Source organism: Hwangdonia seohaensis (genome assembly GCF_031932625.1).
GTDB lineage: Bacteria > Bacteroidota > Bacteroidia > Flavobacteriales > Flavobacteriaceae > Hwangdonia > Hwangdonia seohaensis.
On record NZ_JAVSCK010000002.1, the window covers coordinates 116,324 to 129,410 of the forward strand.

Consider the following 13,087-nt stretch of genomic DNA (forward strand, 5'->3'; position numbering starts at 1 on the left):
TTTGAAAAGATATTGTATTCGTGAATTCGTGGCAAATAAAAAAATATAAAAATAAATAATGAGATTCCTGCCCGCGCAGGAATAAAAAAATGGAAAAACTAAAACAAGCTAAACTATACAGAAACGAACTCATTCCCGTAAGCGGAAAATTGGTTGAGCGTTACAATAAATGCTTGAAAAAACTTGGGTTTACAGAAACAAAACTGAAAACTTTTTCTATTGATGGCATTGGCTGGAGCCCGGAGATTGCTGAAGAAAAACAACAACTCCATTACTTAAATAATGGTGAATCCAATCCGCATGGCATCATCATTACGCCATTGCAAAAGGGCAAGCCGGTGTATGTGCCGTTTCATACGTTTGATAGGGATTTAATGAAATTCGTTTTCAAAGTTCACGGCAACAAAATAAACGATATTACACGAGATTGTGCCATTTGTTTGGATTTCGACCAAAATATCGATGCGTTTTACGAGCCTTTGGATGTTTTAAAATACAATGCGATTACTATCAGTTTTCATTTAATAAACGATTTAGACAAAATTAAAGCGCAGCAACTGGAACTCGTTGAAACCTTCAATAGAGGCAATAATTTTATAGACGAAGCCATGCATCAACAATTGTTGGAATCGGCAAAAACCTATGGCGATTTACGGCATCGCGATTTAGATTTGCACGAGCTTCAGTTTACCACAGATTCCTTTTATACCAGAGCCTTTGGTGGCGTTTACGTGTTGCGCGATTTCATTAAACCCATCGTGGTGTTTGAGGATAAAAAATGGCATAAAGAAGCTATTAAAGACGTGAGTTACGATGTGCTTATCTACCATATCCATCAACCCGAATTAATGGCTAAACTCCGCGATCATGTGATTATTGAATACGATTTAGAAGCCGTTGTAAAAACAAAGCGCTATGAGCGCATCAAGAAATTCGAAATGTTTCAGGCCCTAAAAAAAACGCAACATCCCATAAAGAATATTTTAAACGACCCTTTGTTGTACAAGAGTTACCTTAATAAATTAGATATCAAAGCTCGGAAAAAAGTAATGAGTGTGGAGCGCTATTTAGAAAAATTGGAAATAAGTAATGAGTACAAAATAGCCGATATTGTTGACGAAAAACTCTTTGAAGCCTTGCATCAGCCACATTCCTCATTGGAGGGAAAGCACCAAGATTTAATTTGGATGCTTTTGGTAAACATATCACCAAAAGATGTGCTTTATCTGTATTGGTACGATAAGGAAGCGTTTTATAATAGTTTTAAAACTTGGGACGATTCCTTTAAGGATTGGGTAATTGAAACAATTGGTAACAATATATAAGTTGGAAGCACGAAGTTGGAAGCACGGAGTTTGAAGTTTGTTTATAGGTAATTTAATGGAATTAATATGAAGTTTAAATTCGAAAGTTTGATTATTTGGCAAAAAGGAATGGATTTAGGTGAGGATATGAATACTTTATCTAAAAAGTTTCCAAAGGAAGAACTATTTAATTTATCGTCACAATTAAAACGAGCTGCCGATTCCATTGCTTTAAACATTTCAGAAGGTTCCATATTGCAATCAGGAAAAGAGTATAGAAAATTTTTAGGCTACTCTATTAGGTCTATTGCAGAAGTTGTAACTTGATTGCACAAAGCAAAAAGAAGAAATTATATTAAATTAGATGAATTTGAAATATTCTATAAAAACTGTTTCGACTTAATGAATATGACTATAGCATTTAGAAATAAAATAAAAGATTAAAATATAAACCAAGCACAAGAGTAAGCAACTTCATGCTTCCAACTCCAAGCTTCAAACTTAACACTATGGGACTAGAATTAGTAATATTTATTGCGGCGATACTTTTTGGTATCTTTTTATATTGGCGGGAATCCAACGGAAATGGATTGTACCGTTTTGTTAACAAAATGGTAAACTCCAAAGCACTTCAAATGAAACCGGAAAACAAGAAAGGCTTTGTGTACAAACAAGCTTTTTTGCCACGATTGGTTTTTGTTGCTACCGTTTTTTTATTGATAGGATTGATATTTCAATTTTTAACACCTTTTAAAATATTTGGTAGTTATAACGGTATTTCGGCATTCGCATCAATCGTTTTTGGAACATTAATTGGCACTTATTTGGCAAATTTTGTGTTAAAATCTGGTAAAGTAATCGAGGAGAAGAGCGATTCTCTTGGAGATATTATGGAAGATGCTGTTGAAAAAGGAAAAGATTTTATCGAAGATTTAAAAGCTAAAGATACCGATACAATTGAAGAAAATGAAGCTATAGAAGAACCTCCAAAACCCCAGGAGAAAAGTGCGCGCGAACGATTAAAGGATAAAGGATTGTTGTAGTTGTCATTCCTGCGAAGGCAGGAATCCAATTTTAAACAATTTAGTATAAATAAAAAGATTCCTGCTTTCGCAGGAATGACAAAGATTATGATTAAAAACTACTGGAATAAAGGAAAAAAGCAGAAAAAAATAACTGTCATTGTCGGTTTAATTTTATTAATCGCTTTGTTTGTGTTGCGCGACGATTATCAACCAGCCTTATTATTTATTAGAAAATTCATTTTCATAATCCTGTTAAGTGCCGCAGTCTTGTTTTTTGGTTTACATAAGTTTAGAAACTCAGCCAGTACGGGATCTCGTTTGGGTATCTTAGGGTTGCTGGTTCTTTTCTTCGGAATTTTATATGTAATTGGTTGGCATTTTAAAATGTACGATTATATGAAAACCTACAATGTGTTCAATAATCTCAATCGTATTGAAATAAACGAATTACCTTTAACACAAAACGAGCGCATTCAGCCCTTGCAAAACATTACCTCAATGGCAAATGAAAGCGTAGGCGAAACCAAGGATGTGTCTTTGCCACATTTGGTTAGGGTTGATGGCGAAAACAAATGGACTATGGCCATCCAGCCCACCGAAAAGTACGTGTGGCAGGGTATAACCGATAATACCGAGGAGGTTTTTTCGGTATCGAGTACCACGCCATTTCCTAGATTTTCGAGCGAAAACCGGATTCCGGTTACATTCTCCATTGGCGAATCTTTAAAATTTAGCCGAAACACCTATAATGCGGTGGTGCAGCGCTTCAATCTGTTGCAGTTATTTACCATGGAACCCAGCGATACGTTTTACATGAAAAACGATACCGGACAATGGGTGCAAGTGGTGAGTTTAATAAAATGGAAAGGTTTTTTGTTTCCGTATCCAACCTTTGGTGGCGTGATGGTAATTGATAATGGCGCGCACGATTTTAACGATTATATCGAGCGTATTTTAATAGGAAAGGGGACTTATATAAGTCCGAGTGACATGAAAAATTATCCGTATTTAAACGGACAAAACACCTTGGCCGAAAAGGTATCTAGGATTCAGGCTGAATCTTTAAAGTTTTTAGGTGGTTTTAGCGATCCCTTACCTTGGAACATGGAAACGGCTGTAAAAATACCGCAGCTACCAAAAGACCAAAATCAGCAGCCCTTTGTAACCGATTTTGATTTTTCGGATACTGACTCAAATGCATACAGCGGCTTGTACCATTGGTTTGGCTTAGAGCCTGTGGGCGACGAGCGTACCAGTTTAACCTTTAGTGTTTTTGTACCCGCCGATGGCAGTAACGCGTTGTATTATTACGACCATGCTTCGAAAAAACAAGGTTACGCGGGTGTTTCGGCAATGCCGTTAAAGGTAAAAGAATCGAGAAAAGAATACGATTGGACCGCCAATACACCAGTCGAGTTCCGACCCTACATTAAAGACATTGCAGGCAGAAAACGCATGTTCTTTTTAGGCACCGTGTCCGCTATTAGCGAAAAAAATGCAGGACAATTTGACGGCTCAGCGACACCAGATTTGGTGTTGATTGATAGCGAATACCGCGATGTGATTTGGATTGATGTAAAAAAACCTAGCCAATGGGATAAAACCGTTTACGACCAGTTAAATGAAGCGTGGAGGTCCAGCGAAGGCATTGGTTATTATTTTGCCGAAGAGACTAAAACCATTGATATGGTTGAACAGGTTTCAGATTCAACGTTGGTAATTCCTGTTGTTGATAAAAAGTCAGAAGAGATTGAGCGTTTACAAAAGCAGATAGATTCTTTAAAGGCAACAAGTAACTGATTGAATTATGCATGGAAGTTTAGGGCATTTTAAAGCAACATTACAAAGAAAAATGGAACGTAAAGCTAAAGCTGAAGGCAGATTTGATAAAAAGAGGCTTAAGTATAAAGCTTCAGAAAATAAAGCAGAATTCAATTTTCCTGTACTTACTAAATCTGAAATAGATAAAGTAAAAAGGGAAATAAGAAATAAAATGAGAAGAGAGAAGCTATTAAATTCGGTTTTAGTTTTTGCTGTTTTTTTAGGTCTTCTATTGGCATTCTATTTTTTACTTTACTAATTCTCTAAAGAAAGACTTTTCTTTTTTTTGATATAGTTTATAGCTCTAAATTTTAACAAAACATTTAGAAATTATTTCCGTTCCTTTACATACCAACAAACACTAAATTATGAAAAATTCCATTTACGCTTTTTTAACTTTAACGATTCTGATTTCATCTTGTAAATCAAATGAAACCGAAAGACCGCACGCGTCTCTCGAAACTCCAATTGCTAAAAAAATTCCCAAAGAATTAACCGTTCACGACGATACGCGGACCGATAATTATTTCTGGATGCGCTTAAGCGACGAGCAAAAAAATGCCGAAACGCCAGATGCACAAACCCAAGACGTGTTGGATTACTTAAATGCCGAAAACGAGTATTTGGGTAAAGCCATGGCGCATACCCAAGGGCTTCAAGACAAGTTGTACAACGAAATTGTAGGCCGTATAAAAAAGGACGATCAATCCGTTCCGGTAAAAGACAACGGCTATACCTATTATACGCGCTTTGAAGAAGGTGGCGATTATGCTTTGTATTGCAGAAAAAAATTAGAAGAAGGCGCAAAAGAGGAGATTATGCTTAACGGACCTGAATTGGCAATGGGTTATGCCTATTATGGCTTTGGCGGACGTTCGGTTAGTCCAGACAATAAAATGCTGGCCTTTGGTATCGATACCATTTCCAGACGCCAATACACCATTTATTTTAAAAATTTGGAAACCGGCGAGTTACTAAAAGACAAACTCAGTAATACGGGTGGTAGCGCCGTTTGGGCAAACGATGGAAAAACCGTGTTTTACACCACAAAAGACCCTCAAACATTGCGTCAAAACAAAATTGTAAAGCATGTTATTGGCACCAATCAATCAGACGATGTGGTGGTTTACGAAGAAAAAGATGATACGTTTAGATGCTGGGTAAGCAAAACAAAATCGGATGCTTATTTGCTTATTGGAAGTTTTCAAACCTTATCTACAGAATACAGGGTTTTAGATGCCAATACTCCAAATGGTGAGTGGAAAGTGATTCAACCCAGAGAGAAAAATTTAGAATATACCATCGATCATTTTGAAGACCATTTTTATATCAGAACCAATAAAGATGCTAAAAATTTTAAACTGGTAAAAACTCCGGTAAATAAAACCGAAAAAGAGCATTGGGTAGATGTTATTCCGCATCGCGATAATGTGTATTTTCAAGGGATGGATTTGTTTAAAAATTATTTAGTTGCTGAAGAACGAAAAGATGGTTTACGAACCATTAGAGTTATAAAATGGGACGGAACAGACGACCATTATATCCAATTTAACGACCCTGCATATTTTGCCGCAACAACCTCTAATTTAGATTTTGACACCGACGTTTTGCGCTACAGATACAGTTCGTTAACCACGCCAAATAGCACTTTTGAGTATAATATGACCGATAAAAGTCAAGTGCTTTTGAAACAAGATGAAGTTATTGATTCGTCATTTTCCGTTGATAATTATACATCAGAGCGTTTATTTGCAACAGCTGCCGATGGAACAAAAATCCCCGTATCCATTATTTACAAAAAAGGTGTCGAAAAAAACGGTAAAAACCCGTTATTACTTTACGCCTATGGATCTTACGGAAATAGTATGGAGCCCACATTTAGTTCTACCCGTTTAAGTTTACTCGATAGAGGTTTTGTTTACGCCATTGCCCATATTCGTGGTGGTCAGGAAATGGGAAGGGATTGGTACGAAAACGGCAAGCTGCTTAAAAAGAAAAATACCTTCACCGATTTTATTGATGTCGGCAAATTTTTAATTGATGAAAAATTCACAACAAGCAACCATTTATATGCTTACGGCGGATCTGCCGGCGGCTTGTTAATGGGCGCTATTTTAAATATGGAACCCGATATGTGGAATGGTGTTATTGCCGCTGTTCCTTTTGTTGATGTAGTTTCAACCATGCTGGATGAAACCATTCCGTTAACAACGTTTGAATTTGACGAATGGGGAAATCCGAAAAACAAAGAATATTATAATTATATGAAATCGTATTCGCCGTATGATAATGTTGAAGCCAAAGATTACCCAAGCATTCTCATTACCACAGGGTATTGGGATAGCCAGGTACAATATTGGGAACCTGCAAAATGGATTGCTAAATTACGCGAGTTAAAAACCGATGATAATTTATTAATTATGGATTGCAATATGGAAACCGGTCACGGTGGAGCATCCGGACGTTTCGAGCGTTATAAAACCTTGGCGTTAACCTATGCTTTTATGCTTGATTTAGAAGGTGTTACAGAGTAAAAATTAAACTAATCACGATAATTTATTAAGGCCTGTTAAGTTTTTAAAACCTAACAGGTCTTTTATTTATTAGGCACAAATACCCTTTTATTTTTAAAATTTTGCATTACCTTTGTATTCCAAATACGTTTGGATAAAATATGAGTCAAAAAGTTTTACTTAACGCAAAAGAGGTAAACATCATTCTTCATCGATTGGCTTGTCAACTTATTGAAAAACATAACGATTTCTCTAACACCGTTTTAATTGGCTTACAGCCTCGTGGCATTTTTTTGGCCGATAGACTGGCTAAAATATTAACCGAAGACTATAAGGTTAAAAACATAAAATTAGGGCACTTGGATATTACATTTTTTAGAGATGATTTTCGAAGAAGTGACAAACCCTTGGAAGCTAATGCCACTAAAATTAATTTTTTGGTTGAAGATAAAAACATAGTGTTTATTGATGATGTGTTGTACACCGGACGCAGTATTAGAGCCGCATTAACAGCCATCCAATCTTTTGGAAGACCAAACGAAATAGAACTGCTAACGTTGATAGATAGACGTTTCAGTAGGCATTTACCCATTCAACCCGATTACAGAGGGCGACAAGTAGATGTGATAAATAATGAAAAAGTAAAGGTAAACTGGAAAGAGCACGACAATGAAGATTCGGTTTATTTAATTGAAAAATAATAATGAACAACTAAAGTTTGAGTTTTAGATACGCATGGGTAACTTTTAACTTTTGACTTTTAACTTTTAACTTTGACGATGAGCGAATTAAGTGTCAATCACTTATTAGGAATAAAATATCTTAACAAGGAAGATATTCAACTTATTTTTGAAACTGCCGATCATTTTAAAGAAGTGATTAACAGACCTATTAAAAAAGTGCCCTCGCTTAGAGATATTACCATTGCCAACTTATTTTTTGAAAACTCAACTCGCACAAAGCTATCTTTCGAGCTGGCTGAAAAACGGTTGTCTGCCGATGTTATTAATTTTTCCTCGTCACAATCTTCAGTAAAAAAGGGCGAAACTTTAATTGATACGGTAAACAATATTTTATCTATGAAAGTAGATATGGTTGTTATGCGGCATCCAAATCCTGGAGCTGGTGTGTTTTTGTCAAAACACGTAAAAGCAAGTATTATAAATGCCGGCGATGGTGCGCACGAGCACCCAACACAAGCCTTGTTGGATTCGTATTCAATTAGAGAAAAATTAGGTACTGTTAAAGGTAAAAAAGTAGTAATAGTGGGCGATATTTTACATAGTAGGGTAGCGCTTTCAAATATATTTGCTTTACAGTTACAGGGTGCTCAAGTTATGGTTTGTGGCCCAAAAACCTTAATACCAAAGTACATCGATAAGTTGGGGGTGAAGGTGGAGACAAACCTGCGCAAAGCCTTAAATTGGTGCGATGTGGCCAATATGCTGCGCGTGCAAAACGAACGGATGGACATTAGTTATTTTCCATCAACAAGAGAATATACACAACAGTTTGGAGTTAATAGAGAACTACTGGATTCTTTAAATAAAGACATAACCATCATGCACCCGGGCCCCATAAATAGAGGTGTGGAAATTACCAGTGATGTTGCCGACTCAAAGCAAGCCATCATTTTAAATCAGGTTGAAAACGGCGTAGCTATACGTATGGCCGTTATTTATTTATTAGCTTCAAAAATAAAACAGTAAGTCATGATTTTAGACCAACACGAGAATACCGCTATCATTACCCAAGAAAAAGCTACCATTGTTGAATTGGTAAAAAAAATTCAAGCTTTATATCCTAAGTTTAAAACCAATAATATTATTGTCTGCCTAACAACACTTTCTAAAATTAGTTTGTCCGAAATTGTTGAATTCCTTGAATTGTCCAATACGCACAGAGCCTCAAAACTCTCGTTTGTTATTGTTTCGGATAAAGTAGATTTGGATGAGATGCCAGACGAAATTGTAGTTGTGCCAACCATTCAAGAGGCATACGATATTATTGAAATGGAAGACATGGAACGCGATTTAGGGTTTTAAAGTTCATTCGCTAGTCGTTTAGTTGTTTAGCTGATTCGACTCAACGACTTAACAACAAACAAAAGACATGTAATGAAATTAACTATTCTAGGCTGTTACAGCGCCACACCGCGCGCTTTAAATAATACAACTTCGCAGGTTTTAGAAATTAATAATCACATGTTTTTAATTGATTGTGGCGAGGGCACCCAAGTTCAGTTACGCAAACATCGTATTAAATTCAATCGCATAAAGCACATTTTTATATCGCATTTACATGGCGACCATTTTTTTGGTTTAGTGGGATTAATTTCAACATTCCGATTATTGACTCGCGAAACCGATTTGCATATTTATGGGCCAAAAGGCATCAAAGAAGTGATTACGCTTCAAATGAAATTAGCCGATTCGTGGACCAACTACAATCTTATTTTTCATGAGTTAACCTCAAAGAAATCCAAATTGGTTTTTGAAGATGATAAGGTTGTGGTACACACTATTCCGTTAAATCATCGGGTTTACACCAATGGTTTCCTTTTTAAAGAAAAAGAAGGCGAACGCAAATTGGATATTGTGGCTGTTGAAAACGCCAATATCGATACCGCCTATTTTAGAAAATTAAAGCAAGGTTTTGATGTAGAAAATAGAGATGGTGTTTTAATTGATAACAAAAAGGTTACCAAACCAGCCAAAAAACCTAAGAGTTATGCCTTTTGTAGCGATACCATGTATAAAGAAGATATTGTGCCAATTATTAAAAATGTAGATGTGCTTTACCACGAGTCTACTTTTTTAGAAAAGCACGCAAATTTGGCACTGAAAACAAAGCACTCAACCGCAAAAGAAGCCGCTAAAATTGCCAAATTCGCTAATGTTGGTACGTTGGTTCTTGGGCATTATTCTACGCGTTACGATGGATTAAACGCGTTTAAAGAAGAAGCGCAAACTGTTTTTGATAATGTTGAATTGAGCGAAGACGGAAAGGTTTTTAATTTTTAGTATTTATTCATTTTGGCTTATAGCCCACTCAATGGCTTCATCTAAAGTATGGCAGCATTTAATATTGGCTTTGGAAAACATTTTTTCAATGGAGGCATTGGTATACGACCAACTGCTGTATGTAACAATAGCGCGTGTGTAGGAAACCCCAAATTTGGCCTCGGTTTTTATCCATGAATTTGGGTCCAATGAATAGGAGTTTATTTTATTGGTAATGTAAATTAATTTTTTGGGATCTTGTGTTTTGGAATCTTTGTAAAATTTTATAACCTCTTCTGAGATAATATCAATCATTTGACAATTGAAATGCACACCCTCGTGAATTTCGGAAATAGCAAATTGATCTAAAAAATAAAAATTACCAAATGGTTTTTCTACTTTTTTGTGATTTAAAATTTTAAAATATTTTGAATCTTCAAACTTCATTTTAGATTTTTATACAGGGTAATTTAGGAATTTTCTTTAAAATCAAAAAAAAGAAAAAATTGTTTTTGGTTGTTTCACTGGCATGTTGTAGGTAAATACTTTTTTTATAATCAGAACTTATTTTAATTGGTTTTAAATGGAATACACCTTCATTATTAAACCCTGCGGATTTGTGTTGGGCAAATACAAAAAAATTCAGGCATTAATTAAATTCTTTTAAATTTTGCATCCAATCAATGGCTTCTTTTAAAGACAAGCATCGCTTAATACTTTTTTGCGTAAACTGCTTTTCAATTGAAGCATTCATATAAGTTGAACTGTTGTACATAACAATGGCACTGGCAATAATTAAACTATACTTTTCTTCAACTTTTTTCCAATTATTCGGATCTACAGAGTAGTGGTTTATTCTATTGGAAATAAACCCGATTATAGCATCGTCGCCATAAAATTCAAAAACCTTTTTTATAATTTGTTCTGCTTTGTCCCAATCAAAATGGACGCCTTCATCCAATTCAACAATTAAGAATTTTTCGCATAAATAATAGGTGCCAAAAGGCATTACCAACTTGGTAGGGTTTAAAATTTTAAAATATTCAGAATTTTCAAACTTCATTTTTAGGTAAATTAGGGACTGCAAACTTAATAAGAATAAAAATGAATAGGTAGGATAAATGGCATGTAATTTGTTTAAAATGATGGAAATATTTTAAACCGCAAAACTCAACTGAATATATTTTAACCCGATATTTTATTGTTTTTCGCAAAAGGATTTAAACCTTAGCAACCACTTGTCCACCTGTTTTTTAAACATATTCGGAAACAGTTTTGCCATTAGTTTTATAAAAAAACCTTTAAATTCGGTGTAATCAATTTCAGCGGTCAATGCAGTTTCGTTATCATTCAAAGCAGTAAACTTCGAGCGCATGGTATTTGTCATGCTTTTATGTTCGTATTTAGCATAAAATTCGTCGGGTAGTTTATTATGGATTATCGTCTCAATTAAATCAAATTTCTTATAAATTAATTTAGATTTAGCGCCAGCTTCACCTTGGTTTCCGCTTAAATGCTCCATCCTTAAAAAATCTTTTTGAGATTGTTTTAAAGCTTCAGGATCTTCAAAATGTTTTGCAACTTCTAGTTTAGGTTTCTTAACGTTTATTGAACAAGTGAATTTCATTTTTAATATTTTTTATGCGCATTTATAAGCGTGTAAAGCAATCCGAAAACAAGAATTATTACGCTAATTAAAAGTCTGTAAAAATGCTCTACATCTAAAAGGAATAATAAAGAAGTTGCCATTATTGCCAGAGCACCGGTAATTATTAAACCGTTGTGCAATAAGGTTGGAAATTTTTTAATGTCGATGTTCTTTTTTTCTTCGGCAGTCATGGTGTTGTAACCCGCAATTAAGTTTGGGTATTTTTTTACTAAAAGGCCGCAAATAATAAAAATGGCGCCCACAAGCGTTTCTACAAAAAGCATTTTACGTAAATTTGAATACTTAAAGTTACAATTTATTTCAATTATCATATGTTATGCAAAAAGATTTAAGCGATTACAGAAAATCTTACGAAAAAGGTGAGCTGCTTTTGGCAAACGTACCAGAAAACCCGATGGAATTGTTCCAGAAATGGTTTTATGAAGTCGATAGGTTTTTTGCCGAAGATGAAACCAATGCGATGACGGTTTCAACCATAGGAATAGATGGTTACCCAAAGAATAGGGTGGTGCTTCTTAAAAAATACACCTACGAAGGTTTTATATTTTATACGAATTATGAAAGCGAAAAAGGCAAAGCCATAGCACAAAATCCAAATGTGTGTTTATCGTTTTTTTGGCAAGGTGCCGAAAGGCAAATTATAATAAAAGGTAATGCAGAAAAGATTGCAGAAAATTTAAGCGACGGTTATTTTGAATCCAGACCACGCGGTAGCCAATTGGGTGCTTTGGTTTCACATCAAAGTGAAGCTATTGAAAGTCGCGAATATATTGAAGACAAGTTGCAAAAACTAGAACAAAAATATGAAGGCAAAGAGATTCCCAGGCCAGAGTATTGGGGCGGCTATATTGTAAAGCCTGTTGAAATTGAGTTTTGGCAAGGGCGCCCAAATAGATTGCACGATAGAATACGCTATAAATTACAAAGCGATTACAATTGGAAGATAAATCGATTATCTCCTTAAAACATCGATTTTTTACTTCTTTTTACTACAGAAAAATGCGTTTCATCGATTAAAAACAATTATTAACGATAAACAACACGTTTTTCATCGATTTTAACATTTAATTAACATTTACTTCTAAGTAGGCTGTTAAATTTACGGCACCAAATCTAAATTTACCTACTTATGAAGTTATTACAAAAACTGCCAGTATTGGCATTGTTTGCTGTTTTGACATTTTCTTGCTCAACCGATAGCATGGATGAAAAAGCAGATTTACTTGTTGAAAACTTAGTTGTTCCACCTACAAAAACAATTGAGACAGAAACTTTAGAGCTAATTAATAATCATAGATTATCTTTAGGCTTGAATCCTTTAGCCGATTTAAAAATTGTAAAGTCTGTAGCTTACAGTCATACCGATTATATGGTTGATAAGGAGCAAATATCCCATGATAATTTTTATACGCGCAGCAACTATTTAAAAGCCAATGCCGGCGCTAAAAAAGTATCGGAAAATGTTGCTTACGGATACAGTAGTGCCGAATCTGTGGTTAAAGCTTGGCTTAAAAGCGACGGACACCGCGCCACTATTGAAGGCGACTTTACAAACTTTAATATTTCGGCTGAAAAAAGTGCCGAAGGAAAATGGTATTACACAAACATTTTCATAAAAAAATAAAATTGTTTTTATAAAACAATTACAACATAGCCTTTTAATTTACTCATTTTTAGTACATGCTGTATTAGGTATGCAACACGAGTGATTGACTGGTTATATTTTAATAACTATGTAGTTATTGAATTTAGC

At 35.0% G+C, this 13,087-nt stretch carries 16 protein-coding genes; 12 read left to right on the forward strand and 4 right to left on the reverse strand.

The genetic code is table 11. From position 1 onward, the window contains the following. The first annotated feature begins 89 nt into the window (after nucleotides 1-89). The 10 genes from RNZ47_RS05845 to RNZ47_RS05890 all read left to right on the forward strand — a co-directional run bounded on the left by RNZ47_RS05845 (nucleotide 90) and on the right by RNZ47_RS05890 (nucleotide 9,686). Nucleotides 90-1,325, forward strand: a complete 1,236-nt coding sequence (locus tag RNZ47_RS05845) for a DUF6638 family protein (RefSeq protein WP_311937744.1) — start codon at nucleotides 90-92, stop codon at nucleotides 1,323-1,325. Nucleotides 1,326-1,391: 66 nt separating this feature from the next. Further along, complete coding sequence (locus RNZ47_RS05850; RefSeq protein ID WP_311937746.1) at nucleotides 1,392-1,631, forward strand: four helix bundle protein; 240 nt, start codon at nucleotides 1,392-1,394, stop codon at nucleotides 1,629-1,631. 182 nt (nucleotides 1,632-1,813) lie between these two features. After that, the gene (locus RNZ47_RS05855; RefSeq protein WP_311937748.1) at nucleotides 1,814-2,347 is read left to right on the forward strand and encodes a hypothetical protein; all 534 of its coding nucleotides are present in this window, start codon (nucleotides 1,814-1,816) and stop codon (nucleotides 2,345-2,347) included. A gap of 87 nt (nucleotides 2,348-2,434) precedes the next feature. Then, nucleotides 2,435-4,129: a DUF308 domain-containing protein gene (locus RNZ47_RS05860; protein WP_311937750.1), complete on the forward strand. Its 1,695-nt coding sequence runs from the start codon at nucleotides 2,435-2,437 to the stop codon at nucleotides 4,127-4,129. A 7-nt stretch (nucleotides 4,130-4,136) separates the two neighbouring features. Next, entirely contained in the window at nucleotides 4,137-4,409 is a 273-nt protein-coding gene (locus RNZ47_RS05865; RefSeq protein WP_311937752.1) for a hypothetical protein, read from the forward strand. 109 nt (nucleotides 4,410-4,518) lie between these two features. After that, complete coding sequence (locus RNZ47_RS05870) at nucleotides 4,519-6,684, forward strand: S9 family peptidase (RefSeq protein WP_311937754.1); 2,166 nt, start codon at nucleotides 4,519-4,521, stop codon at nucleotides 6,682-6,684. A 140-nt stretch (nucleotides 6,685-6,824) separates the two neighbouring features. Continuing rightward, nucleotides 6,825-7,364: a bifunctional pyr operon transcriptional regulator/uracil phosphoribosyltransferase PyrR gene (pyrR, locus tag RNZ47_RS05875; protein WP_311937756.1), complete on the forward strand. Its 540-nt coding sequence runs from the start codon at nucleotides 6,825-6,827 to the stop codon at nucleotides 7,362-7,364. A gap of 78 nt (nucleotides 7,365-7,442) precedes the next feature. Further along, a complete protein-coding gene (locus RNZ47_RS05880; RefSeq protein WP_311937758.1) occupies nucleotides 7,443-8,372 on the forward strand; it encodes an aspartate carbamoyltransferase catalytic subunit in 930 nt (309 codons plus the stop codon). A gap of 3 nt (nucleotides 8,373-8,375) precedes the next feature. Then, nucleotides 8,376-8,708, forward strand: coding sequence for a ribonuclease Z (locus RNZ47_RS05885; protein WP_311937761.1), 333 nt, complete (start codon nucleotides 8,376-8,378; stop codon nucleotides 8,706-8,708). A gap of 72 nt (nucleotides 8,709-8,780) precedes the next feature. Next, nucleotides 8,781-9,686 (forward strand): ribonuclease Z, encoded by a 906-nt coding sequence (locus RNZ47_RS05890; protein ID WP_311937763.1) that lies wholly within the window; start codon nucleotides 8,781-8,783, stop codon nucleotides 9,684-9,686. A 3-nt stretch (nucleotides 9,687-9,689) separates the two neighbouring features. On the opposite strand, the gene RNZ47_RS05895 is transcribed toward RNZ47_RS05890, so the two are convergent. The 4 genes from RNZ47_RS05895 to RNZ47_RS05910 all read right to left on the reverse strand — a co-directional run bounded on the left by RNZ47_RS05895 (nucleotide 9,690) and on the right by RNZ47_RS05910 (nucleotide 11,597). Then, nucleotides 9,690-10,112, reverse strand: coding sequence for a hypothetical protein (locus RNZ47_RS05895; RefSeq protein WP_311937765.1), 423 nt, complete (start codon nucleotides 10,110-10,112; stop codon nucleotides 9,690-9,692). Between the two features lie 202 nt (nucleotides 10,113-10,314). Beyond that, nucleotides 10,315-10,728: a hypothetical protein gene (locus RNZ47_RS05900; RefSeq protein WP_311937766.1), complete on the reverse strand. Its 414-nt coding sequence runs from the start codon at nucleotides 10,726-10,728 to the stop codon at nucleotides 10,315-10,317. Between the two features lie 135 nt (nucleotides 10,729-10,863). Continuing rightward, nucleotides 10,864-11,292 (reverse strand): SRPBCC family protein, encoded by a 429-nt coding sequence (locus RNZ47_RS05905; protein WP_311937767.1) that lies wholly within the window; start codon nucleotides 11,290-11,292, stop codon nucleotides 10,864-10,866. A 2-nt stretch (nucleotides 11,293-11,294) separates the two neighbouring features. Then, nucleotides 11,295-11,597 carry a DUF3784 domain-containing protein gene (locus RNZ47_RS05910; RefSeq protein WP_311937768.1) on the reverse strand — a complete coding sequence of 101 codons (303 nt, stop codon included), beginning with the start codon at nucleotides 11,595-11,597 and terminating at the stop codon, nucleotides 11,295-11,297. Nucleotides 11,598-11,650: 53 nt separating this feature from the next. Between RNZ47_RS05910 and pdxH the strand changes: the two genes are divergently transcribed. Both pdxH and RNZ47_RS05920 read left to right on the forward strand, forming a co-directional pair. Beyond that, entirely contained in the window at nucleotides 11,651-12,298 is a 648-nt protein-coding gene (gene pdxH, locus RNZ47_RS05915) for a pyridoxamine 5'-phosphate oxidase (RefSeq protein WP_311937769.1), read from the forward strand. Between the two features lie 165 nt (nucleotides 12,299-12,463). Then, complete coding sequence (locus RNZ47_RS05920; protein WP_311937770.1) at nucleotides 12,464-12,958, forward strand: CAP domain-containing protein; 495 nt, start codon at nucleotides 12,464-12,466, stop codon at nucleotides 12,956-12,958. The last annotated feature ends 129 nt before the right edge of the window (nucleotides 12,959-13,087 follow it).